Source organism: Mycobacterium sp. (assembly GCF_965230835.1).
Taxonomy (GTDB): domain Bacteria; phylum Actinomycetota; class Actinomycetes; order Mycobacteriales; family Mycobacteriaceae; genus Mycobacterium.
Map to the genome: position 1 here is coordinate 2,836,913 of NZ_CBDDLW010000002.1, position 23,034 is coordinate 2,859,946.

A 23,034-nucleotide genomic window follows, 5' to 3' on the forward strand; every position below is an offset into this window, starting at 1 on the left:
AGACGGCGATGAGCGGGATGCTCAAGGAAAAGGTCGTGGTGATCAGCGGTGTCGGTCCTGCGCTCGGCACCGCGTTGGCGCTGCGGTGCGCGCGCGACGGCGCCGATCTGGTGCTGGCAGCCCGCACCGCCGACCGGCTGGACGAAGTTGCCAAGCAGGTCGACGGAACCGGGCGTCGGGCGGTGGCGGTGCCTACCGACATCACCGACGAAGATCAGGTAGCAGCCCTGGTTGATTCCGCAGTGGCCGCGTACGGCAAGGTCGATGTGCTTATCAACAACGCGTTCCGGGTACCGTCAATGAAACCGTTGGCTGGTACCACATTTCAGCACATCCGCGACGCTATCTAACTAAGTGTGCTGGGTGCGCTGAGGCTCACCCAGGCGTTCGCGCCGACGCTGGCGGAGTCCGCAGGATCGATCGTTAACGTTAACTCGATGGTGATCCGGCACTCTCAGCCGAAGTACGGGGCCTACAAAATGGCCAAGTCGGCCTTGCTGGCTATGTCGCAGTCGCTTGCCGCCGAACTCGGCGAGAAGGGTATCCGCGTTAACTCCGTTGTTCCCGGCTACATCTGGGGCGATACCTTGCGAGGCTACTTCGAGCATCAGGCCGGTAAGTACGGAATTACGGTGGATCAGATCTACGAATCCACGGCAGCGAACTCCGATCTCAAGCGGCTGCCCACCGAAGATGAAGTGGTGTCGGCGATTCTGTTTCTCGCCAGCGACATGGCTAGTGGTATCACGGGGCAGACTCTGGACGTCAATTGCGGGGAGTATCACACCTGATGGCTGAACGAACCGATGTCGGCACTGTAGACGATCTACACGCGTCGGCCACCAAACTGACCGGGCTTGACGACTTTGGCGCCGACGACGACAACTACCGTGAGGCGCTGGGCGTGCTATTGGAGTCCTACCAGCGCGAAGCCGGCTTGACCGTGTTCGGCAGCAAGATTTCCCGGTTTTTCCTGCGGGGTGCGCTGGCGGCAAGGTTGCTGTCCGAGGCCGCCTGGAAGCAGTACCCGGAGTATGCCGACGTCGCTATCGAGCGCCCGATCTTCGTCACAGGCCTGGTACGTACCGGAACAACTGCGCTGCATCGGCTGCTCGGTGCCGATCCGGCGCATCAAGGCTTGCACATGTGGTTGGCCGAGTTTCCGCAGCCTCGCCCGCCTCGCGAAACCTGGGATTCAAACCCGCTGTACCGTCAGCTTGACGCGCAATTCACACAGCACCAGAACGAGAATCCGGGATACACCGGCCTGCATTTTATGGCGGCCTACGAGCTGGAGGAGTGTTGGCAGCTGCTGCGGCAGTCGTTGCATTCGGTGTCTTACGAGTCGTTGGCGCACCTACCTAGTTACGCGCAGTGGCTTTCGCGCCAAGACTGGACGCCGTCGTATCTGCGACATCGCAAGAATCTTCAGCTGATCGGGCTCAATGACGCCGAAAAGCGTTGGGTCTTGAAGAATCCGAGCCATTTGTTCGCCTTGGATGCATTGATGGCGACATATCCCGACGCGCTCGTAGTACAGACGCATCGGCCGGTCGAGACGATCATGGCTTCGATGTGCTCGCTTGCTCAGCACACCTCAGACGGGTGGTCTACGACTTTTGTCGGCGCCCAAATCGGCGCCGACGCGATGGAATCTTGGTCACGTGGCCTGGAGCGATTCAATACCGCGCGTGCCAAATACAATCCGGCGCAGTTCTATGACGTCGAATACCGAGATCTGATCGCCGATCCGATAGGCACGGTGACGAATATCTACCGCCACTTCGATATTCCGCTATCCGAGCAGGCTCGGTTGGCCATGGAGAACATGCACGCCGAGAGTCAGACCGGTGCCCGAGCACCGAAACATACTTACTCGTTGGCCGATTACGGGCTGACTGCCGAGACGGTAAAGGAGCGGTTTGCCGGGCTGTGATTCGCCGAGCTGCGCTCAGTCGGCGTCCAGATATCCCTCCGCCACCGCATGCTCAATGCTGTCAGTCAACCGTGGGCAGGCTTTGGTGCGTGCGGTGTTCCCGCCGCTGGCACGCACCTCGGCGAAGTGCGCGCAGCGTGCTGCCGCCTCGGCGCTCCATTGAACCGCTGTGTGGGTCGGCCCAAGCTTCTTGACAGCCACCGTGACATGGCAGAAGCGGCAATCCACCGGGTGGAGTCCGGACTTTAGGTAGTACTCGCGATCAGCGCGGGTTGCTTCGGCAACTGCCGCAGCACGTTTCGGGTCGTCGGCGAAATCCCTTGACTTCGACGCCAAACCGGAACGAGCACCCTGATAGCTGCCGTCACGCACAGGCGAATCATGGTGATCGTCGTGATCACCATGCAGCAGCAGCATCGACCGTGCCAGCCGATCGACGTCGGGGACCGGCGGCTGATCGCCCAACGAGTTCATGTGGGGTCGGTCAGTGCTGCTCGGCGGGCACATCAGTGGAGGCCGGCGTGGCTGCACCCGACTCCAGGTCTTTTGCCGCTTTGAGGTTCTCCTCGACCTCGGCATTCCAGAACTCGTTGGCGCGGGTGGTATCGATCTCGATCTCGAAGCGTTCCACCATCTCTGGGGTGATGTCGGCTACGTCCACGTAGAACTGCTCATACCAGCGACGCAGCTGATAGACGGCGCCATCCTCCTCGACCAGCAGCGGGTTGTCGATCCTGGTCTTGTTCTTCCAGATCTCGACGTCCTGCAGAAAGCCCTTGCTTACGCCTTCGGTGAACACCCGGGAAAGCTTGTCGGTCATCTCCTCGGCCATTCCCTTGGGCTTTTCGACGATGACACCCCACTGCAGCATGAAGGAATTCTGGGTTACCGGGTAGTGGCAGTTGATCAAGATCGACTCGGCCTTGTAGCCGCTGTAACTGTTGTGCAACCAGTTGATCATGAACGACGGCCCGAAGTAGGAGGCCTCCGAGTCCAGGTGCGTTTCACCGTACTGACGCCCCAAATTATCGATGTCGGGCCGGCCCACGTCGTGCAGATACTGCGAGGCGATGTGGCCCTCGAAGACGTTCTTGAAGTACGTCGGCAAGCCGAAATGGATATAGAAGAAGTGCGCCATATCGGTAATGTTGTCGATGATGTCGCGGCAGTTGGAGCCCTCGATGAGGATGCGGTTCCACCGCCACTCGGTCCATTCGTCGCTGGCCGCTTCGGGTATGTCGGGGATTCTCACGGCCGGGTCCGGTGGATTGCCTTCGTGGTCGTGCCAGACAAACAACAGGCCGCCGCGCACATCGGTCGTCCAGGACCGGGTACGGGCTGTCCTTGGTGTGCGCTTGGCGTACGGCACCAACTTGCAGCGGCCGTCGCCGCCCCAGCGCCAGTCGTGGAACGGGCAGGCGACCGCATCGCCCTTGATGATTCCCTGTGACAGGTCGCCGCCCATGTGCCGGCAATAGCTGTCGAGGACTTTCAGCTCACCCTGTGAATCGGCGAATACCACTAGTTTGGTGCCGAACACTTCCACCGGGTGTGGTTTCCCGTCCAGAAAGTCCTTTGCGACGCCCAGGCAATGCCAGCCGCGGGCGTACCTGGTCGGCAGAGCGCCGGAGTCAATCTCCCGGACGCCGACTGCAGTGGTGTCGGTACTCACCCTGTCACCTCCAGCTCGGTATCTCTAACTAGAACACGTTACAGTTTTTCTGCCGCAACGCGCAACGGCGGTGGGTCTGACCGCGGAAAATCAGTATTGGGCGTATATCTATACGATGCCGCTGTTTGTCTTCGAGGATCGGGCGCCCATCATCGATCCCACCGCCTTCGTGGCCCCGACCGCCACCCTGATCGGCGACGTCACTATCGAGGCAGGCGCGTCAGTCTGGTTCAACACTGTGCTGCGCGGTGACTACGCGCCGATCATCGTACGGGAGGGTGCGAACGTGCTGGATGGAGCTGTATTGCACGCGTCACCCGGCGTCCCCGTCGACATCGGCCCCGGGGCCGATGTCGCGCACATGGCTGTTGTCCGCGGGGTCCACGTGGGTGCTGAGGCTTTGATCGCCGATCACGCTACGGTCCTGGACGGGGTGGTGCTCGGTGCCCGGTGCGTGATCGCGGCGCAATCGTTGGTGGTGGCCGGCACCCACATTCCGGAAGGAATGCTGGCAACCGGGGCGCCAGCTGAGGTCGCGGGCCCGGCCGACACATCGGGCGCCGAAATAGGGGCCAACATCGATCCGCGGTATTACCGCGACCTGGCCCAACGATATAAGGCCGGCCTACGGCCGATCTCCGGTACGCCGAGCTAAATCGGTCGGCTGGTTGCCGCCGCCCTTTCCAATTCCCAGTAGGCGCGCAACGCCACCAATTGGCCATCATCGTTGGCCTTGTAGGTGAAGACGCCTTCTGCGGTGATCTGGTGCCCGCCCATGGTGATGACGATGTCGCCGACGTTGGCTTCCTCATTCCCACATTGGTAGGTGTCACGGAAGTTGAACTCGATTTTGTCGGTGCTGGCGATGGCCTTGTCCCAAAAGGCGGATATCGCGTCGCGTCCCCGGTGTCCCTTGCCCTCGGGATCAAACGGCGACGGCCCGATGGGGTCCTCCACAACGGCGTCATCGGCGAACACCGCCAACCACGCCTCCTTGTCTCGTGACCGGACTGCCGCACGCGAGCGGCGTCCGGCTTCGTGGGCGGGATGTGGGCTTTTGGCCTGCTTCTCGGTCATGTTTGTTCCTGCCAGCCGGAGTGGATGTAGGTGTCGGCGAAGCGTTTCAGCGAATCCTGCTTTTTGTCGAGCGGCGCGTCGAAGCCAAGGCCGTCAAAAATCCAAGGGATGACGATATTGTCAGTAATCCCAATCTCAGCCAGCTCGCGGTGACCGTCTACACCGAACTTGTCGATGCAGACGGCTTGGAACTCGAACTGTTGGTCGGCCCGACCGTATTGGGTGCGTAGGGCGTTGATTCTTCCCACAGCCTCGGCCAGTTGCCTGCCGGTCATCATCGCGCTGGTCCAGCCATCGCCGACGCGCGCTGCCCGGCGCAGCGCAACGTCGGTGTGCCCGCCGACGTAGAACGGAACCGGAGCGCTGGGTGCCGGACTCATTTGTAACCGGTCGAAATCGTAGAACTCGCCGTGGAACTCGACCATTCCGCCGGCTAGTACTAGCTTGATGACTTCGATCATTTCGTCGACTCGTGCGCCGCGGCGTTTGTAGGGTACCCCGCACCACTCGAATTCTTCTGGTGCCCAGCCGATCCCGATTCCGAAGCCAAATCGGTTGCTGGTCAGGTTCGCCACCGAACCGACTTGCCGCGCCAGCAGCAGCGGGTTGCGAGAACCGAGCTTCAACACATTTGTGTAGAACCGCAGTGTCGTGGTGACCGCTCCCATCGCGCCGGCGGCGATCAGCGGGTCCACCCAGGGGGTGTTCTGGTCCCACATGCGCGATCCGTCAGGAGTGTAGGGATATTCGGCAGCGGCCTTCTCCATGTAGAACAGCGAATCGGGCAATGCAATCGCGTCAAACCCGACCTCCTCGGCCGTCTTGGCGATGCTGATTAGCTCGTCGACCGGTCCCATCGCGACGCTGCAGGTGTACTTCATCCGGTTTGTCGCGGCTTCTCGCTTCCGACGACCCACATCGAGTAGTACTGTGAGCCACCCCCGTAGGCATGCCCGAATGCCTTTCGGGCGCCCGGTACCTGATGATCCCCACCCTTGCCCATCACCTGGATTGCCGCCTCGGCGAAGCGAATCAGGCCCGAGGCCCCGATCGGGTTCGAACACAGTACGCCCCCGGAGGGGTTAACTGGCAGCCGCCCGCCGATTGCCGTCTCGCCGGCTTCGGTGAGCTTCCAGCCTTCCCCTTCGGCGGCAAATCCCAGGTTCTCCAGCCACATTGGCTCGAACCAAGAGAACGGTACGTAGATTTCAGCGGCGTCGATTTCGTCGACGGGACTCGTGATGCCGGCCGCTTTCCACAGCGCGGCTGCCGCGTCGCGGCCGGCCCGGGGGTTGACTTGGTCACGTCCGGAGAATGCCAACGGTTCGGTGCGCAGCGCGGTGGCATGGATCCAGGCCACCGGATGTCCGTCGGCTATCCGGACTTCGGCGATCTGCTCATCGCCGATGACGACAGCGCAGGCGCCGTCCGACGATGGACAGGTCTCGTCGAACCGTATGGGATCCCACAACATCTGGGACTCGAGCACTTTCTCCACGGTGATGTCGGGTTGCTGCAGGTGTGCCAATGGGTTACGGCTACCGTTGAGCCTGTCTTTGACCGCGACCATCGCGCCAATGTTGGTCGGCGCCTCGGCGCGGCGGATGTATGCCCGGACGTGCGGGGCAAAGTATCCACCTGCGCCGGCACCAACCGGCTTGGTGAACGGTACCGGGATCGACAGCGCCCACATGGCATTGGATTCCGACTGTTTCTCCCAGGCCATGGCCAACACGCGACGGTACTTTCCGGACTGAACCAGGCTGGCGGCCACCACGCCGGTGGATCCACCGACCGAACCCGCGGTGTGTACCCGGATCAGCGGCTTGCCGGTAGCGCCCATGGCGTCGGCCATGAACAATTCCGGCATCATGACACCCTCAAAGAAGTCAGGCGCCTTGCCGACCACGACGGCGTCGATATCGTCGAAGCTGGACCCGGAATCGGCGAGTGCTCGGTCGATGGCTTCGCGCACCAGACCGTTCATCGAAACGTCTTGGCGCTTGGCGACATACTTGGTCTGTCCAGTGCCGAGCACTGCCGCGGGCTGTCCGGCCATCAGTTCTTTCCTTCCATGACCGCGATCAGATTCTGCTGCAGCGCCGGCCCGCTCGTGGCATGCGCCAGCACCCGTCCGGCTGATTCGTTCCAGATGTGTTGTGCTGCGAAGCCGATACGCTCCAATCCGGCGACGAACATCGGGTTGGCGGCCAGCGCGCCGCCGGAAGGGTTCATCATCGCCGACTCCGGGAGCCCGATCGCCTCGGTGAGGATCAGCTGTTGGTGCGTGAAGGGCGCGTGAAGCTCGGCGACGTCAATCGTGCTGGCGTTGCCGCCAGTGGCTGCGCGGGCTGAGGCCGCGGTGGACGAGGACACAGTAAGGTCGCGCACACCCAACGACGGGGATTCGACGCGGTGCTCGAAACCGGTGATCCAGGCAGGGTGCTCCCGTAAGTCACGGGCACGGTCGTCCGCTGCGAGCACGATCGCGGCGGCGCCGTCGGTGATCGGCGCGATGTCGTGGCGTCGCAGTGGGTCGGCGAAGAACGGGCGGCTGAGTAGCTCGTCGACGCTTTTCGCGGGTGGTTCGGTGTCCACTCGTTGAGCGTTGGCAAACGAATCCAGCGCCACATGCGCCATCTGGTCGAACGTCCACTTACCCGTATCCAGGCCGATGCGGGCCTGCAGGCCGGCCATCGACACAGAATCCGGCCACAGCGGCGCCACGGTATAGGGATCGGTTTGTCGTGACAGAACGCGACGCAGGATCCCGGCGGAGGATTTCCCGAAGCCGTATACCAGCGCTGTGTCCACCTCTCCAGTCAACAGCTTGATGTAAGCCTCGTAGAGTGCCCATGCCGCGTCCATCTCGACGTGCGATTCGTTGATCGGCGGAACGGCGCCGATCGTGTCAATCGCCGAAATGAACGAAAATGCCCTTCCAGCAAGGTAGTCCGAGGAGCCGGAACACCAGAACCCGATATCGGCCTTGGTTATGCCCAGGTCGGAATACAACTGGGCGAAGCACGGCATCAACATCTCGACGCCGTTCGTGGTGCCGTCGGTACGGCGTACGTGCGGGGCGTGGGCGAAGCCGACCACCGCGACGTTACGAGCGCTCATGCAGGTAGCCCTTTACAGATGGTGTTTGTAGGTGTCGTAGTCGGCATCGGGTTCTCCGGAAGGCCGGAAGTACTCGATGTTGTCGATGCCTGGTCCCCATTCCTCTGACGGCTTCCACACTGCCTCGACGCGCATGCCCATCCGGACTTCGTGGGCGTCGATCTCGGAGACCAGGTGCAGGAAAGCGATGTCGGCGCCGTCGAGGAGCACATAGGCGGCCACGTAAGGCGGTTTGATGCGTTGTCCCATGAAGGGAATGTTGATAATCGCGAACGTCGTCACCGTGCCCTTGTCGGGCAGTTCGACGAACTCAGTGGTCGGCAGGCCGGTAGCTGGATCGGCTCCATGCGGAGGGAAGTACACGTTTGTTTTTTCGGGGCCATCGCTGCGGGTGCGCGCGCCGAGCAACTTGCCCTGCGAGAGCGCCCGCAGGTAGGCGCTTTCCTCATGCGAGGCGGTGTGCTGAATTTCCATCCGAACGGGGGTGACGATCATCGTGACTGGATCGCGGTCGCCTGGTTGCTGCTCGGGCACGGCCTCGGCGTCCGCGCCGAGCGCAAAGTAGGCGATGTCGGTGATCGCCCCGACCGGCTCGTCGGCCCAGTGCACATGGACCCGAGCGCCGGTGCTGATCCCCGAAGGGCCCGCGGGTCCGGTGTCCACCGCGTGCATCAACGGTGTGTCGGCGCCGTCCAGCTTGATCAGTGCCCAAGCGAACGGCCGATCCAGCGGCTGGCCCTCGAGTGGTTCTGGTTGCCAGGTCCAGGATACGACGGTACCGACGCTAGACACCGGTACCATCTCGGTCAGCGGCTCGTAGGTAACCGGGTCATATTCCGCGGGCGGCACATGGACCCGGCCATCCGATCCGCGCACTCCCAGAACGCGGCGTTCACGTAGGGCGGTGAAGAACTTGCTCAGCGTGTTCCCGACCGAACGGGTGTAGTCGAAGGCGAACGTCAACGGCGCGGAGAGAGGTGGCTCAGGGTGGTCGATCAGGCCCGGGCCGCTCGAACTGGCTGTCACGCCTTCGAGTAGAACAGGTTCTAAGAACGGATTCAACATAGGTCTGGATGAGCTTCCAGGATCGCCCGGCTGCCGGGCTGGAAATCCCGGGGAAGGATGGAAATCATGAAGCTGGGGTTGCAGCTGGGGTATTGGGGTGCTCAGCCACCGGAAAATGCCGCGGAACTTGTAGCCGCGGCGGAGGATGCCGGGTTCGACGCCGTGTTTTCCGCCGAGGCCTGGGGCTCCGACGCGTACACACCGCTGGCCTGGTGGGGTTCGTCTACTCAGCGAGTGCGGTTAGGCACCTCTGTCATCCAGCTGTCCGCCCGTACCCCGACCGCGTGCGCGATGGCCGCGCTGACCCTTGATCATCTCAGTGGCGGCCGGCACATCCTTGGACTCGGTGTGTCCGGCCCACAGGTGGTCGAGGGTTGGTACGGCCAGGCATTTCCCAAGCCGCTGGCTCGCACCCGCGAATACATCGACATCATTCGTCAGGTGTGGGCTCGGGAAAAGCCAGTCACCAGCGACGGCCCGCACTATCCGCTGCCGCTGACGGGGGAGGGTACGACAGGCCTGGGTAAGGCGCTAAAACCCATCACCCATCCGTTGCGTGCCGATATTCCGATCATGCTGGGCGCCGAGGGGCCGAAGAACGTGGCGCTGGCCGCCGAGATCTGTGACGGCTGGCTGCCCATCTTTTACGCGCCGCGAATGGCCGACATGTACAACGAATGGCTCGACGAGGGATTTGCTCGTCCTGGAGCTCGGCGTAGCCGTTCGGACTTTGAGATCTGCGCGACTGCCCAAATAGTGGTTACCGACGACCGGCCGGCGGCGTTTGCCGGTATCAAGCCTTTCCTGGCCCTCTACATGGGCGGTATGGGCGCTGAAGGAACGAACTTCCATGCCGACGTCTATCGCCGGATGGGTTACGCGGAAGTAGTGGACGAGGTCACCACCCTTTTCCGCTCGGACCGTAAGGACAAGGCCGCGGAAATCATCCCCGACGAACTCGTTGATGACGCCATGATTGTCGGGGATCTGGACTACGTGCGTAAGCAGATCGCAGCCTGGGAGGCCGCCGGTGTGACGATGATGGTGGTCGCTGCGCGTAGCACGGAGCAGGTCCGCGACCTGGCGGCCTTGCTTTGAGGGTTCTTGCCAGGGTGTTAGAACGCGTTCTAGATTGACCGAGTGGAGTTCGGGTCAGATCGTGCGGGCATCGCCGAATGTCATCTCCACGTTGGCCGCCGATTGGCACGCCAGCGCTCGTTTAGGCAGGCCCAGCGATTCAAGTTCTTTGGCGTAGGGATGGCCCCCCAGGCGCAGGCGAGCGCCGCCGAGCCGGGCTCGCATCCCCGATATGCGCATTTCCCAGGGGATTTCTCGAGTGACGCCGTCTTGATGAGAGTATGTCGTCAGCACTTGCGCCCCACGCGTCGGCACCGGCAAGCCCGGACGGACCTCCATCCCAGCGATCAGTTGACCGCCCGCGCTGACCTCGAAGCCGAACGTCCTTCCCTCATGAACAGTGAAATCTGCCATGACCTTCGGGAATCCCCAGATGGTTCGGCCCGCCTCGAGCGTGAATTCCTGGTCTACCGGCAGGTGGTGAATGAACGCGGCGGCTTTGGCCAGCGCCCGGGGCCCGCGAGGCGCAGGAGCTGTCGCGTTGGGCGGGTTCACCATGATCGCGGTGCCGTACTCGTGATACTGTCCCAGATCCCCATCGACGTAGCGCACCAGCATCTGCAGCACGATTGCGCGACCAGGCAGGTATTCGCAGACTTGCAGTCCGCTGTAGTCGACGAGGCGCTGTGTTGCCGCGGCGGGCACGGAGAACATCGCGGAGTGCAAATTCGCGGTGCGGACGTGTACCGGCATGGTGAGCACGGTGCCGGCGATGGTGTGTTGCGAGCCAGACATGACACTCACTGTAATGCGGAGGAATGCGATGACTGAAGTAGTGGTTCCGACGGCATCGGAGACGAGACCCGACGTCGATCTGACCGACGGCAACTTTTATTCCGACAGCGCGAAGGCGCGTGCAGTGTACCGGTGGATGCGTGCCAACCAGCCGGTTTTCCGGGATCGCAACGGTCTGGCGGGCGCGACGAGCTATCAGGCGGTGATCGACGCTGAACGGCGGCCTGAGCTGTTCTCGAACGCCGGTGGAATCCGTCCGGACCAGCCCGCGATGCCCATGATGATCGACATGGATGATCCCGCGCATCTGTTGCGGCGCAAGCTGGTTAATGCCGGGTTCACCCGCAAGCGGGTCAAGGACAAGGAGAAATCGCTCGGTGAGCTGTGCGACACGCTGATCGATGCGGTCTGCGAAAAGGGCGAATGTGACTTCGTGCGGGACCTGGCCGCGCCGTTGCCGATGGCAGTCATTGGCGACATGCTCGGGGTGCGCCCCGACCAGCGCGAGATGTTCCTGCGATGGTCCGACGATCTGGTGACGTTCCTCAGCTCGCATGTATCCGACGATGATTTCCAGATCACCATGGACGCCTTCGCCGCTTACAACGACTTCACTCGGGCGACTATCGCCGCGCGCCGGCAACAGCCGACCGACGACCTGGTCAGCATTCTGGTCAGTTCTGAAGTTGACGGCGAGCGGCTAAGTGACGATGAGCTGGTCATGGAGACGCTGCTGATTCTGATCGGTGGCGACGAGACCACCCGGCACACGCTGAGCGGCGGAACCGAGCAGCTGGTGCGGCACCGTGACCAGTGGGACCTACTGCAGCGCGACGTTGATGCGATGCTGCCCGGTGCGATCGAAGAGATGCTGCGCTGGACGTCGCCGGTAAAGAACATGTGCCGCACGTTGACCGCCGACACTGAGTTCCACGGCACCGAGCTTCGCGAAGGCGAGAAGATCCTGCTGCTTTTCGAGTCGGCGAACTTTGACGAAGCGGTGTTCTCCGAACCAGAGCACTTCGATATCCAGCGAAACCCGAACAGCCATATGGCATTTGGTTTCGGCACGCACTTCTGTTTGGGCAACCAGTTGGCCCGCCTGGAGCTGTCATTGATGACACGGCGGGTTTTGGAGCGGCTCCCCGACCTCCAACTAGCCCCCGACAGCGCGACTCTGCCGCTGCGGCCGGCGAACTTCGTCAGCGGCTTGGAGTCGATGCCAGTGGTGTTCACCCCGAGCGCGCCGCTGCGCGCCTAGGTTGCTAGCGGTTCTGGAACTGGGGTTTGCGCTTCTCCGCGAAGGCCCTCGGGCCTTCTTTGGCGTCGTCGGAGAGAAAGACCTTGATACCGATCTGGGTGTCGATCGTGAACGCGTCGTTTTCGGCCATCCCCTCGGTTTCACGGATCGTTCGCAGGATCGCTTGTACGGCCAGCGGTCCGTTGTTCTCGATGAGTTCGGCGATTTCCAGCGCTTTGGTTAGCGCCTGCCCGTCCGGCACGAGATATCCGATCAGGCCCATCTCCTTGGCCTCGGCGGCCGTGATGTGCCGCCCGGTGAGCAGCAGGTCGCAAGCCACGGTGTAGGGAATCTGCCGCACGAGCCGCACGGCCGAGCCGCCCATTGGGTAGAGACTCCATTTGGCCTCGGAGATGCCGAACTTGGCGCTCTCGCCGGCAATACGAATGTCTGTGCCCTGCAAGATCTCGGTCCCACCGGCGATCGCAGGTCCTTCGACGGCTGCGATCAGCGGTTTGGTGAGCCGACGACCTTTGAGTAGTGCGTCTATCCGCGACGGGTCGTAGCTGCCGTCCTTGAATGAGTCGCCGGGCGGCCGCTTAGTTGCTGTTTTGAGGTCCATGCCGGCGCAGAAATATCCACCCGCCCCCGTTAAGATGCAGCACCGGATGTCGGGATCATTGTCCACCCGGTCCCACGCCTCGACCATGATTTGCATCATTTCGCCGCTGAGTGCATTGCGTGCCGCTGGTCGGTTCAGCGTCACGATGAGCGTGTGACCGCGCTGCTCCACCAGCGCGTCTGGCTCCGATTCGACGTTTGCTGCCGCTGCGGAAATATCTGTGGCCACGGCTACCGCCTCTCCCTCGATGTGGGCACCAGCTTGTCAAGAAATGTAACACGTTCTAGTTTGGTGGCCGTGGCCCTGAATATTGCTGATCTCGCTGAGCACGCTATCGACGCTGTGCCTGACCGTGTAGCCCTTATCTGCGGCGACGAGCAGGTGACCTACGCCCAACTTGAGGAGAAAGCCAACCGCCTCGCGCACTACCTGATGGAGCAGGGAGTGCAGAAGGACGATAAGGTCGGCCTGTACTGCCGCAACGGCATCGAGATCGTCATCGCGATGCTCGGCATCGTCAAGGCGGGCGCCATTCTGGTGAACGTCAACTTCCGCTACGTGGAGGGCGAACTTCGCTACCTCTTCGATAACTCCGACATGGTGGCACTGGTGCACGAAAGGCGGTACTCCGACCGGGTCGCCAACGTGTTGCCGGACACCCCGAACGTCAAGACGATCCTCGTTGTGGAAGACGGCAGTGACACCGACTACCAGCGTTATGGCGGCGTCGAATTTTCCTCTGCAATCGCGACGGCTTCCCCGGAGCGTGATTTCGGTGAGCGCAGCGCCGATGCCATCTACTTGCTCTACACCGGCGGCACGACTGGTTTCCCCAAGGGCGTTATGTGGCGCCATGAGGACATCTATCGTGTTCTGTTCGGTGGGACAGATTTCGCGACTGGCGAATTCGTCAAGGACGAGCACGACCTCGCCAAGGCAGGCGCGGCGAATCCGCCGATGATTCGGTACCCGATTCCGCCGATGATCCACGGCGCCACGCAATCGGCCACCTGGATGTCGCTTTTCTCGGGTCAAACCACGGTCCTCGCACCCGAGTTCAACGCGGACGAAGTGTGGCGCGCGGTTCACACTCACAAGGTCAACCTGCTGTTTTTCACCGGGGATGCCATGGCGCGCCCGCTGCTCGACGCTCTTTCGGCCGACAATGACTATGACCTGTCCTCGTTGTTCTTGCTGGCCAGCACCGCGGCGCTGTTCTCGCCGAGTATTAAGGAAAGGCTGCTTGAGTTGTTGCCCAACCGGGTTATCACCGACTCGATTGGTTCTTCGGAGACTGGTTTTGGCGGCACCAGCATCGTGGCCGCCGGCCAGGCGCATTCGGGGGGGCCGCGGGTAACCATTGACCAGCGCACCGTGGTGCTCGACGACGACGGCAACGAGGTTAAGCCGGGTTCTGGTGTGCGTGGCATTCTCGCCAAGAAGGGCAACATTCCGGTCGGCTACTACAAGGACGAGAAGAAGACCGCCGAGACGTTCAAAACGATCAACGGGGTGCGGTACTCGATTCCCGGTGACTACGCGCAGGTGGAGGAGGACGGGACGGTCACCATGCTGGGGCGTGGCTCAGTCTCGATCAACAGCGGTGGCGAGAAGATCTACCCCGAGGAAGTCGAGGCCGCGCTCAAGGGGCATGCCGATGTCTTCGACGCCCTAGTAGTTGGTGTGCCCGATCCCCACTACGGTCAGCAGGTGGCTGCTGTGGTGCAGGCCCGGGAGGGGCGGCGACCGCCGCTGGCCGAGCTGGACAGTTTCGTGCGGTCGGAGATCGCCGGGTACAAAGTGCCGCGCAGTCTATGGTTTGTTGACGAGGTGAAGCGCTCGCCCGCCGGCAAGCCAGACTACCGCTGGGCCAAGGAGCAGACTGAGTTACGGCCCGCTGATGAGGTGCGTGCCAGCCAGGTGACGACTGGCGCTTAAAGACTGGTGCGGCGCCGGCTGATCCCGGTGTCGCACCATCTTTGTGCGCCGGGCTCTTCCAATGCCTTCGCGGTGCGGTTCTCAATCGTCACACGGCTGATCCGCGACACCGTGGTTCTGCAGAATCGCCGCCATTCGGTGCGGGCGACTACAGTCGAACCGCGATGACGATCGATGTGTGGATGCAGCACCCAACCCAACGGTTTATCGGCAACGATGCGTTCGCGTCACTTCGGCGCTGGACCGGTGGGTCCATCCCGGATACCGAGATCCCGATCGAGGCGACCCTGGCGGTGATGGATGCCGCGGCCGTTGACCGCGGGCTGATCAGCGCGTGGCGCGGTCCCAACGGCCAGGATCTGATCTCCAATGACGAGGTTGCCGAATGGGTCCGAATGCACCCCAGTCGGTTTGCCGGTTTGGCGACCGTTGACCTCGACAGTCCGATGGCAGCGGTCCGCGAGCTGCGGCGCCGGGTGCGTGACGACGGGTTCGTTGGCCTGCGGGTGGTGCCCTGGCTATGGAACGCGCCGCCCACCGATCGCCGTTACTACCCGCTGTTCGCTGAATGCGTGGAGTCTGGGGTGCCGTTCTGCACCCAGGTCGGGCATACCGGGCCGCTGCGGCCATCGGAGACCGGGCGTCCGATTCCCTACATCGACCAGGTAGCCCTCGACTTTCCAGAGTTGATGATCGTGTGCGGGCACGTGGGTTATCCGTGGACCGAGGAGATGGTCGCTGTAGCCCGCAAGCACGCGAATGTTTACATCGACACCTCGGCCTACACCATCAAACGGCTACCGGACGAGCTGGTGCGATTCATGAAAACCGGTACGGGACAGCGCAAAGTTCTCTTCGGCACCAACTACCCGATGATCGCTCACGCGCATGCCTTGGCAGGTCTCGACGACCTCGGGCTCAGCGACGAAGCCCGTCACGACTTTCTTCAGGGCAACGCCCAGCGCGTATTCCGGCTCACCGGGCACGAGGTCCACACATGAACGGCGCCCAGGCGCTGATCAACACCTTGGTCGACGGCGGCGTCGATGTGTGCTTCGCCAACCCAGGCACCTCAGAGATGCACTTTGTGGCCGCACTCGACACGGTCGCGCAGATGCGGGGGGTGCTGACGCTTTTCGAAGGCGTGGCCACCGGCGCAGCCGACGGCTATGCGCGTATCGCCGACCAGCCGGCGGCAGTGCTGCTGCACCTGGGGCCCGGACTTGGCAATGGGCTGGCCAATCTGCACAACGCGCGTCGCGCTCGGGTTCCGATGCTGCTTGTCGTCGGTGACCACGCTACCGATCACAAGCAGTACGACGCCCCACTGGAATCCGACATCGACGCGCTTGCCGGCACTGTCTCGGGATGGGTGCGCCGGACAACGGATAGCCGCCGGGTCGCAGTCGATGCGGCCGAAGCCATCGCCGCGAGCCGGGCCGGCTCGCAGATCTCCACGCTGATCCTGCCCGCGGACGCATCCTGGTCCGCGGATGCCTCCGCCGCCGGTCCCGTTCCGACGCAACCGATGGCGACGCCTGTGGACGTGGCGCCGGTAGGCGCGGTGCTGCGCTCCGGAGAACCCACCATGATTCTGATCGGTGGCGACGCTACCCGGGGGGCCGGCCTGACGGCGGCCGCACGGATCGTCGAAGCAACTGGAGCCCGTTGGCTATGTGAGACTTTCCCGACTCGGCTGGAACGCGGCGCCGGTATTCCTGCGGTCGAACGGTTGGCCTATTTCGCGGAGGCCGCTGCGGCCCAGCTCGACGGTGTGAAGCACCTGGTGCTGGCGGGGGCCAAGTCGCCCGTTTCGTTTTTCGCCTACCCCGGCATGCCGAGTGATCTGGTGCCGCCCGGCTGCGAGGTGCATGTACTGGCCGGGCGCGGCGGTGCGGTTGACGCACTAGTCGCATTGGCTGACGAGGTAGCGCCGGGGCGTTGGGCGCCGGTGGCTCCAGCGTTGCGCCCACAGTTGCCGGAGGGTCCGTTGACCTCGGCCTTGGCCGCCGACGTGATTGGCGCGCTGATGCCGGAGCGAACGATCGTGGTCGACGAGTCGAACACGTCAGGCGTGGCGCTGGCGCACGCTACCGCCGGAGCGCCGGCCCACGACTGGCTCACATTGACCGGTGGTGCGATCGGCTACGGTATCCCAGCCGCGCTGGGTGCCGCGGTCGCAGCCCCGGACCGTCCGGTGCTCTGTCTGGAATCTGACGGGTCTGCCATGTATACGATTTCGGGGTTGTGGACTCAAGCCAGGGAGAACCTCGACGTCACCACAGTGGTCTATGACAACGGCGCCTACGACATTCTGCGAATCGAGCTGCAACGTGTCGGCGCCGGAGCGGCCCCTGGCCCCAAGGCAATGGATCTCCTCGACATATCACGTCCGGCAATAGATTTCGTCAAGATCTCCGAAGGAATGGGTGTCCCCGCGCGGCGCGTCACCACGTGCGAGGAATTAGCCAGCGCGCTGCGGGCTGCCTTCGCCGAGCCTGGTCCGCACCTGATTGACGCCGTCGTGCCGTCAGTATTGGGGTAGCTCAGGCTGATATCCGACGCGCCAGTTCGGCTCTAGCGCCAAGTGCCGAGGCCGCCCGCAACGTGGCGTCAGCTTGAGGCGCCTTGGTTGCCCTGGTTGCCGGTAGCGCCGGCGATTCCGTCGGTGCCGGCGGATGCGCCGGCCCCTCCGGCGAACCCGCCGCTGCCGAGGTCCCCGCCGGCTGAGCCGTCGCCGCCGTCGCCGCCGTTTCCGCCGTCGCCGCCAGTGCCGCCGCTCCCGCCGTCGCCGCCGTCGCCGCCGTTTCCGCCGTCGCCGCCAGTGCCGCCGCTCCCGCCGGCACCGCCATCGCCAGAGGTGCCGATGCCACCGGCGCCCACGGCGCCGCCATTTCCGCCGCGCCCTGCGTCGCCACCCAGCCCGCCGATGGAGCCAACCCCGCCGGTTCCGCCATCGCCGCCGTTACCGCTGGCGCCGGTGCCGGAGTTCGTGCCGCCGGTACCTCCGTTGCCGCCCGCGCCGCCGACCGCGCCGGTTCCGCCGTCGCCGCCGTCGCCAGCAGTGCCGCCGGTTCCGCCGCTGCCGCCGTTGGAGCCACCGGCACCACCTGCGCCGCCGTCGCCGCCAGTTCCGCCATCGCCGGCGTTGAGGGTGCCGTCGTTGCCGTTGCCGCCGGTTCCGCCATTACCAGCTGTGCCGGTAGCGCCGGCGGCAACGTTCCCGCCGTCGCCGCCGTTGCCGGCGGTGCTACCCACGGATCCATCAGTGACGTCGCCGCCATTTCCGCCATCGCCGCCGGCCCCAAAGTCGCCGCCGTCGCCGCCGGCTCCACCGTTGCCGGCGTCTGCTATGCCATTGGTGCCGGTTGCCGACGCGTCGCCCCCAGCTCCGCCCTCGCCGCCAGCTCCGCCGGAAATGCTGCCGGTCCCGCCCGTACCGCCGAGCCCGCCGGTCGCGGTCTCGTCGTCGTTGGTGTTGGTGCCGGTGCCACCGGCACCTCCGTTTCCGCCCTGCTGAACTTGAGTGAACGGGGGGCTGCCGGAAGAGGGGCTACCGTCCGTGCCGGGTCCACCGTTGCCGCCGGTCGGGCTACCTGCGCCGCCGGCTGTGCCAGTCGCGGCCTGAGGCACCGTCGCAGGTATGGCGGTGTTGACACCGTTTGCGCCCATACCGCCGGTCCCGCCGGCACCGCCGGTCCCGCCGTCACCGCCAATACCTGTGCTGCCGATGCTGCCGCCGGTGCCGCCGCCAGCGGCCCCACCCGAGCCAGGCGCGCCACCGTTGGAGCCCATTCCGCCGTCTCCGCCGTTCCCGGCGTTGGGTGTGGCGTCGACAGTGGCCGAGAAGGTCTGCGAGCCGTTGGCGCCGTCCGTGCCGTTCCCGCCGACGTTGCCGTTTCCGCCGGCACCGCCGTTTCCACCGTTTCCACCGCTGACGCCGACCCCGCCGGCACCGCCGTTTCCGCCGGCGCCGGCTAGTCCGGAGGCACCGCCGTCGCCACCATCGCCGGCTGACGAGCTGTCACCGACGCTGGCGCCGCCCGCTGCGCCGGTGCCTCCGTTGCCGCCCGCGCCGGCCATGCCGCCCGCGCCGCCGGTTCCGCCCGCGCCGGCGACGCCGCCGGCCAGGGTGCCGCCCGTTCCGCCGGCGCCGGCCATGCCGCCCGCGCCGCCGGTTCCGCCCGCGCCGGCGACGCCGCCGGCCAGGGTGCCGCCCGTTCCGCCGGCGCCCCCGGTGCCGGCATCGCCCCCGGTACCTCCGGCGCCGCCCGAGCCTGCTGGCGCGCCACCCAAAGCTTCGCTGCCGCCCGCAACGCCGTTGCCGCCGTCTCCTGCGGCACCCGCGTCGCCGCCGGCGCCCCCGGTACCGCCTGCGCCGCCGGCGCCTAGCGCGCCGCCCCCGCCGCCGGTGCCGCCCATGCCGCCTGCCCCGCCCGCGCCGCCGGTACCACCAGCGCCGCCGTCTGGGGCGATAGTGGTTGTGGCGTCTGGTGTGACGCCATCGCCGCCGTCACCGGCGGCACCGCCGTTGCCGCCAGCGCCGGCAGCGCCGCCGTTTCCACCGCTTCCGCCGATGCCGCCAGCGGCGCCGCCGTTTCCGCCGTTACCGCCGGCGCCCCCGGCTCCGCCACTGGCACCGGTGTCTCCAACAGGTGCGGTGCCAGTGTTGGTGGCGCCGTCGCCACCCGCGCCGCCGGTGCCGCCCGCGCCACCGGTGCCGCCCGTGCCGCCGTTGCCACCGGTGCCGCCGTTGGCACCTGCTGCGCCCCCAGCGCCTCCTTCGCCACCGTCGGCGCCGGCGACACCGTCGCCGCCGGCCACCCCGATGTTGCCGCTGTTGTCGGTGCCGGCAGCTCCGCTGCCGCCTTGGCCGCCCGTTCCGCCCTGCCCGCCGATGCCGCCGATGCCGGTGCTCCCGGTCGTGCCGCCGTTGGCGGCTCCGCCAGTGCCGCCCGCGCCACCTGCGCCTCCTGCGCCGCCGTCGCCGCCGATGGCCAGACCGGCGGTGGTGCTGAGGTTGCCGCCGTCGCCGCCGTCGCCGCCTGGTGCGCCGTTTCCGCCGTTTCCGCCGGTGCCGCCGGTTCCGCCGGCGCCGCCGGCCATACCGCCAGCCCCGCCGTCCCCACCGCCGCCGCCTGCGGTGCCGTCGCCGCCCGCGGTGTCGGGAATTGCGCTGTTGTCAGTGCCGTTGGCGCCCATGAAGCCGCTACCGCCAGCGCCGCCGTTCCCGCCGTTTCCACCGGCGCCGGCGCTACCCGCTGTGCCGCCCGTGCCACCCGCGGCGCCACCGCTGCCAGCGGAGCCGCCGGCGCCACCGACACCCCCGTTTCCGCCGCCGCCGTCGCCACCGGGGCCGCCGGCCGCTGAGGTCGCATCGGTGCCGGCACTGCCGGCTCCGCCCAGGCCGCCGGTTCCGCCGGTGCCGCCGTTACCGCCGCCTCCGCCTGCCACTGCGGCCCCTCCGGCCCCTCCGGCCCCGCCGGCTCCGCCCGCAGAGCCGGAGTTGCCGCTGACGCCGTCGCCGGTGACGGTCGCGCCGGCGACACCGGCTCCGCCGGTGCCGCCTTGGCCGCCGGTTCCCCCGGAGCCAACGCCACCGGTCAGCCCGGCATTGGTGAGAAATCCCGCGACGCCGGCGGCACCCCCGGCACCGGCGGAGCCGCCGGTGCCGCCAGCACCACCAGTACCCGCGGTTGTGAACCCGACGGTGGCGGCTGCACCGGCGCCTCCCATGCCGCCGGTGCCGCCTTGGCCGCCGAGTCCGCCGGCCCCGCCGTGGCCAATCAACACCGGGCCGGAGCCTCCGGCGCCGCCGTTGCCGCCGTTGCCGCCAAGACCACCATTTCCGCCGGTGGCACCGGTGCCAGCCGCGGCGTTGTCCCCAGCCGTGCCGTTGCCGCCCTGTCCGCCCGCACCGCCGTCGCCGCCGTTCATAAACAGCCCACCCGCGCCGCCGCTGCCGCCGGTACCACCGGCGCCGGCAGCGCCGCCGGCCCCGGTACCGGCGGAACCGATCCCACCTGCGCCGCCCGCGCCGCCCGCGCCGAACAGCCCCACGCCTGCGCCGCCGCTGCCGCCGGTTCCGCCGATGCCGCCGCCGGTGCCGCCCATGCCGCCGGCCCCGCCGGCCCCGCCGCCGCCGATCAGCCACGCGCCGGCGCCGCCGGTGCCGCCAGCGCCACCTATACCGGCGGCGCTGCCAATGCCGCCCATGCCGCCGGCTCCGCCGGTGCCAAACAGCAGCCCGCCGTTGCCGCCGCTGCCGCCGCTGGCACCGCCGCTACCGCCCAAGCCACCGGCTCCACCATTGCCCCAGAGCCCGGCTGACCCGCCGTTGCCTCCAGCCTGGCCCGGCGCGCCGGCGGCGCCGGCGCCGCCGCTGCCGAACAACCACCCGCCGTCTGCGCCGTTGCCGCCCGGTGTTGTAGCGTTCGCGCCGTTGCCGATGAGTGGGCGCGACAGGAAGGTCTGCAACGGCTCGGCGCTGGCCGCCTCCGCGGAGGCATATGAGTTGGCGCCCGCGTTAAGGGCTTGCACAAACTGGCTATGGAAGGCCGCCGCTTGTCCGGCTAGCGCTTGATAGTTCTGGGCGTGCTCGTTGAACAGCGCAGTAATCGCGGCGGACACCTCGTCGGAAGCCGCGCTCACCAAACCGATCGTTGGCGCGGCGGCGGCAGCATTGGCCTCGGTGATCGTCGAACCAATATTGGCCAGATTCGCCGCTACCGCAGTCATCGTCTCCGGGGCGGTGAGCACGTATGACATCCGGCACCTCGCACGATGTGAGCCCGAACCGATCCTGGCCGACTTTCATCGACCAGTGGTTAGGCGCGAATCGTATCGCGATACGGTCAGCTCAGTGGGTGTTTCTGCGAAGGTCGAAGGGGCCCTTGCCTGAACTGGCGACAGCCCGGCCTACCGGGGAATGGGCCATACGGGATCATCGCAGTTTGTGCCTTCTGCTGATAACTGCCGCTTGAGCACTTTGAAGGTCATGGTGCGGGGCAGTGTCGCGGCAACCCGGACGTACGACGGCCACTGTTTGGGCGCTAGGTCGGGCTGCTCCGCCAGGAAGGAGCGGAACGTGTCGGCGTCGAACCGTGCGCCAGGGGCTAGCGCCAACGCCGCCATCACCTGGTCGCCCACCACCGGATCGGGTATCGGGTACACCACAACCTCGGCGGCATCGGGATAGCGCAGCAGGACTCGTTCGATCGGCGCCGTGCCGAGATTTTCGCCGTCCACCCTCATCCAGTCGCCCAGCCGGCCCGCGAAGTACGCATAGCCGGCTTCGTCTCGGTAGGCCAGGTCGCCACTGCGGTAGATGCCGCCCGCCATCCGCTCGGCTTCGGCGGCACTGTCGTTGTAGTAGCCCTCGAATCGGCCGGGGCCCGCCGTGTTTACCAGCTCGCCGACCGCCCCCGGGGGGCATTGTTCGCCGGTGTCGGGGTCGACGATCTGGATCTCTTCCGGCAGTGGACCCAGTGCACCTGCCGGTGTGTCGGGAGTCCGGGCAATCGCGACGCCGCCTTCGGTCGAACCGAATCCGTCCGTGACGGTGCACCCGAACCTGCGGGCGAAACGCTCGACGTCACCGGGCGCGCCTTCGTTGCCGTACACCGCCCGCAGCGTGTTGTCTGCGTCGTCGTCCTTCTCGGGCGTGGCAAGCACATACGACAATGGCTTGCCCACATAGTTGGCGTAGGTGGCGCCGTAGCGGCGGACGTCGGCGATGAACTGCGACGCAGAGAACTTGCGTCGCAACGCGATTGAACCCTGGCTGGCGATCGCGACTGCCCAGCCGACCATGACCGCGTTGGAATGGAACAGCGGCATCGATACATAGCAGACGTCGTCCCGGTTCAGCTCAAAACGCTGCGCTATCATTGCGCCGGCGACGGCAACCTTGCTGTGGCTACACTTCACGGCCTTCGGATCTCCGCTCGTCCCCGATGTGAAGATCAGCATGAAAAGATCAGCAGGGCAAGCGGATTGAAAAGCTACTTCCGCCCCAGAATGGGCACCGACCTCGTCGGCCCACTCCTCGGAATCGACGTTCAGATGGTCGATGCCGTCGAGTGTTGCAGCCCATCCTGCGTCGGCAAGCACAAGTTGGCAGTCGGCGCGTTGGATATCGCGTACCAGCGCCGCGCCGCGGCGCAACGGGTTGAGCCCGACGGGCACGATCCCAGAAAGTCTGGCCGCTACCAACATCGCTGAGAAGAAGGGAGTGTTCTCTAGCAGCACGCCGACATGCGGGGGGCGTGCCGGGTCGAGGCGCTCGCGCAGCGCCGCTGCGATGGCAGCACCGTGCCGGAGGTGGTCACGCCAGCTGGTGAAGGATTCTTCGAAATAGACGCCCTGGTCCTCGATCTGGGCCAGCGGCAGCAGCAGTTCGGTGACGGTGCTAGCAGTCGGATCTAGGGTCGGGTGCACTAGCGATGTCACTTCCCCCGTTGGGAAGCAGCCCAACCTCGTGGTGCGGC

The 23,034-nt window shown here is 65.6% G+C and carries 18 protein-coding genes and 1 pseudogene; 8 read left to right on the forward strand and 11 right to left on the reverse strand.

Annotation, left to right across the window (positions count from 1 at the left end; translation table 11 throughout):
- The first annotated feature begins 8 nt into the window (after positions 1 to 8).
- Together ACO07W_RS13470 and ACO07W_RS13475 are read left to right on the forward strand one after the other, a co-directional pair.
- Positions 9 to 791 (forward strand): annotated as a pseudogene (locus ACO07W_RS13470) (SDR family oxidoreductase).
- The gene (locus ACO07W_RS13475) at positions 791 to 1,936 is read left to right on the forward strand and encodes a sulfotransferase family protein (protein ID WP_421843875.1); all 1,146 of its coding nucleotides are present in this window, start codon (positions 791 to 793) and stop codon (positions 1,934 to 1,936) included. Before ACO07W_RS13470 ends, ACO07W_RS13475 begins: the two are co-directional and overlap by 1 nt.
- Before the next feature lie 15 nt (positions 1,937 to 1,951).
- Here the strand turns inward: ACO07W_RS13475 and ACO07W_RS13480 are convergent, their stop codons facing one another.
- Both ACO07W_RS13480 and ACO07W_RS13485 read right to left on the reverse strand, forming a co-directional pair.
- Entirely contained in the window at positions 1,952 to 2,410 is a 459-nt protein-coding gene (locus tag ACO07W_RS13480) for a hypothetical protein (RefSeq protein WP_421843877.1), read from the reverse strand.
- Between the two features lie 10 nt (positions 2,411 to 2,420).
- Positions 2,421 to 3,608 carry a Rieske 2Fe-2S domain-containing protein gene (locus tag ACO07W_RS13485; RefSeq protein WP_421843879.1) on the reverse strand — a complete coding sequence of 396 codons (1,188 nt, stop codon included), beginning with the start codon at positions 3,606 to 3,608 and terminating at the stop codon, positions 2,421 to 2,423.
- A gap of 115 nt (positions 3,609 to 3,723) precedes the next feature.
- Here ACO07W_RS13485 and ACO07W_RS13490 point away from each other — a divergent pair, with 115 nt between their 5' ends.
- On the forward strand, positions 3,724 to 4,263 hold the full coding sequence (locus ACO07W_RS13490; protein WP_421843881.1) for a gamma carbonic anhydrase family protein: 540 nt from the start codon (positions 3,724 to 3,726) through the stop codon (positions 4,261 to 4,263).
- On the opposite strand, the gene ACO07W_RS13495 is transcribed toward ACO07W_RS13490, so the two are convergent.
- From ACO07W_RS13495 to ACO07W_RS13515, 5 genes are read right to left on the reverse strand one after another with little or no spacing between them, the layout of a single operon-like run.
- Positions 4,260 to 4,685 carry a nuclear transport factor 2 family protein gene (locus ACO07W_RS13495; protein ID WP_421843883.1) on the reverse strand — a complete coding sequence of 142 codons (426 nt, stop codon included), beginning with the start codon at positions 4,683 to 4,685 and terminating at the stop codon, positions 4,260 to 4,262. The two genes, ACO07W_RS13490 and ACO07W_RS13495, sit on opposite strands and share 4 nt — an antisense overlap.
- A complete protein-coding gene (locus ACO07W_RS13500) occupies positions 4,682 to 5,566 on the reverse strand; it encodes a TIGR03619 family F420-dependent LLM class oxidoreductase (RefSeq protein WP_421845980.1) in 885 nt (294 codons plus the stop codon). Before ACO07W_RS13500 ends, ACO07W_RS13495 begins: the two co-directional genes overlap by 4 nt.
- Positions 5,563 to 6,744, reverse strand: a complete 1,182-nt coding sequence (locus ACO07W_RS13505; protein ID WP_421843885.1) for a thiolase domain-containing protein — start codon at positions 6,742 to 6,744, stop codon at positions 5,563 to 5,565. The genes ACO07W_RS13500 and ACO07W_RS13505 overlap by 4 nt, the downstream gene beginning before the upstream one ends.
- Positions 6,744 to 7,808 carry a thiolase domain-containing protein gene (locus tag ACO07W_RS13510; protein ID WP_421843887.1) on the reverse strand — a complete coding sequence of 355 codons (1,065 nt, stop codon included), beginning with the start codon at positions 7,806 to 7,808 and terminating at the stop codon, positions 6,744 to 6,746. The genes ACO07W_RS13505 and ACO07W_RS13510 overlap by 1 nt, the downstream gene beginning before the upstream one ends.
- 12 nt (positions 7,809 to 7,820) lie before the next feature.
- A complete protein-coding gene (locus tag ACO07W_RS13515; RefSeq protein ID WP_421843889.1) occupies positions 7,821 to 8,834 on the reverse strand; it encodes a Zn-ribbon domain-containing OB-fold protein in 1,014 nt (337 codons plus the stop codon).
- Positions 8,835 to 8,939: 105 nt separating this feature from the next.
- On the opposite strand from ACO07W_RS13515, the gene ACO07W_RS13520 reads away from it, so the two are divergent.
- Positions 8,940 to 9,971: an LLM class F420-dependent oxidoreductase gene (locus tag ACO07W_RS13520; RefSeq protein WP_421843891.1), complete on the forward strand. Its 1,032-nt coding sequence runs from the start codon at positions 8,940 to 8,942 to the stop codon at positions 9,969 to 9,971.
- Between the two features lie 54 nt (positions 9,972 to 10,025).
- Here the strand turns inward: ACO07W_RS13520 and ACO07W_RS13525 are convergent, their stop codons facing one another.
- Positions 10,026 to 10,745, reverse strand: a complete 720-nt coding sequence (locus tag ACO07W_RS13525) for an acetoacetate decarboxylase family protein (RefSeq protein ID WP_421843893.1) — start codon at positions 10,743 to 10,745, stop codon at positions 10,026 to 10,028.
- 28 nt (positions 10,746 to 10,773) lie between these two features.
- Between ACO07W_RS13525 and ACO07W_RS13530 the strand changes: the two genes are divergently transcribed.
- Positions 10,774 to 12,006, forward strand: coding sequence for a cytochrome P450 (locus ACO07W_RS13530; protein ID WP_421843895.1), 1,233 nt, complete (start codon positions 10,774 to 10,776; stop codon positions 12,004 to 12,006).
- A 4-nt stretch (positions 12,007 to 12,010) separates the two neighbouring features.
- On the opposite strand, the gene ACO07W_RS13535 is transcribed toward ACO07W_RS13530, so the two are convergent.
- Complete coding sequence (locus tag ACO07W_RS13535; protein WP_421845981.1) at positions 12,011 to 12,823, reverse strand: crotonase/enoyl-CoA hydratase family protein; 813 nt, start codon at positions 12,821 to 12,823, stop codon at positions 12,011 to 12,013.
- 75 nt (positions 12,824 to 12,898) lie between these two features.
- Here ACO07W_RS13535 and ACO07W_RS13540 point away from each other — a divergent pair, with 75 nt between their 5' ends.
- The 3 genes from ACO07W_RS13540 (at position 12,899) to ACO07W_RS13550 (ending at position 17,090) form a co-directional block, all read left to right on the forward strand.
- The gene (locus tag ACO07W_RS13540) at positions 12,899 to 14,545 is read left to right on the forward strand and encodes an acyl-CoA synthetase (protein ID WP_421843897.1); all 1,647 of its coding nucleotides are present in this window, start codon (positions 12,899 to 12,901) and stop codon (positions 14,543 to 14,545) included.
- 164 nt (positions 14,546 to 14,709) lie between these two features.
- Positions 14,710 to 15,546 (forward strand): amidohydrolase family protein, encoded by an 837-nt coding sequence (locus tag ACO07W_RS13545; RefSeq protein WP_421843899.1) that lies wholly within the window; start codon positions 14,710 to 14,712, stop codon positions 15,544 to 15,546.
- Positions 15,543 to 17,090 carry an acetolactate synthase large subunit gene (locus tag ACO07W_RS13550; protein ID WP_421843901.1) on the forward strand — a complete coding sequence of 516 codons (1,548 nt, stop codon included), beginning with the start codon at positions 15,543 to 15,545 and terminating at the stop codon, positions 17,088 to 17,090. The genes ACO07W_RS13545 and ACO07W_RS13550 overlap by 4 nt, the downstream gene beginning before the upstream one ends.
- Positions 17,091 to 17,158: 68 nt before the next feature.
- Here ACO07W_RS13550 and ACO07W_RS13555 read toward each other — a convergent pair whose 3' ends face one another.
- Both ACO07W_RS13555 and fadD17 read right to left on the reverse strand, forming a co-directional pair.
- Positions 17,159 to 21,313 (reverse strand): PE family protein, encoded by a 4,155-nt coding sequence (locus ACO07W_RS13555; protein ID WP_421843903.1) that lies wholly within the window; start codon positions 21,311 to 21,313, stop codon positions 17,159 to 17,161.
- A 150-nt stretch (positions 21,314 to 21,463) separates the two neighbouring features.
- The gene (gene fadD17 / locus ACO07W_RS13560) at positions 21,464 to 22,984 is read right to left on the reverse strand and encodes a long-chain-fatty-acid--CoA ligase FadD17 (RefSeq protein WP_421845982.1); all 1,521 of its coding nucleotides are present in this window, start codon (positions 22,982 to 22,984) and stop codon (positions 21,464 to 21,466) included.
- Positions 22,985 to 23,034: the final 50 nt, after the last annotated feature.

Coding starts and splice junctions, on each gene's coding strand:
- ACO07W_RS13555 (WP_421843903.1), bottom strand. CDS start 21,313: ATGTCATACGTGCTCACCGCCCCGGAGACGATGACTGCGGTAGCGGCG.
- ACO07W_RS13520 (WP_421843891.1), top strand. CDS start 8,940: ATGAAGCTGGGGTTGCAGCTGGGGTATTGGGGTGCTCAGCCACCGGAA.
- ACO07W_RS13550 (WP_421843901.1), top strand. CDS start 15,543: ATGAACGGCGCCCAGGCGCTGATCAACACCTTGGTCGACGGCGGCGTC.
- ACO07W_RS13525 (WP_421843893.1), bottom strand. CDS start 10,745: ATGTCTGGCTCGCAACACACCATCGCCGGCACCGTGCTCACCATGCCG.
- ACO07W_RS13505 (WP_421843885.1), bottom strand. CDS start 6,744: ATGGCCGGACAGCCCGCGGCAGTGCTCGGCACTGGACAGACCAAGTAT.
- ACO07W_RS13510 (WP_421843887.1), bottom strand. CDS start 7,808: ATGAGCGCTCGTAACGTCGCGGTGGTCGGCTTCGCCCACGCCCCGCAC.
- ACO07W_RS13490 (WP_421843881.1), top strand. CDS start 3,724: ATGCCGCTGTTTGTCTTCGAGGATCGGGCGCCCATCATCGATCCCACC.
- ACO07W_RS13475 (WP_421843875.1), top strand. CDS start 791: ATGGCTGAACGAACCGATGTCGGCACTGTAGACGATCTACACGCGTCG.
- ACO07W_RS13480 (WP_421843877.1), bottom strand. CDS start 2,410: ATGAACTCGTTGGGCGATCAGCCGCCGGTCCCCGACGTCGATCGGCTG.
- ACO07W_RS13500 (WP_421845980.1), bottom strand. CDS start 5,566: ATGAAGTACACCTGCAGCGTCGCGATGGGACCGGTCGACGAGCTAATC.
- ACO07W_RS13530 (WP_421843895.1), top strand. CDS start 10,774: ATGACTGAAGTAGTGGTTCCGACGGCATCGGAGACGAGACCCGACGTC.
- ACO07W_RS13495 (WP_421843883.1), bottom strand. CDS start 4,685: ATGACCGAGAAGCAGGCCAAAAGCCCACATCCCGCCCACGAAGCCGGA.
- ACO07W_RS13545 (WP_421843899.1), top strand. CDS start 14,710: ATGACGATCGATGTGTGGATGCAGCACCCAACCCAACGGTTTATCGGC.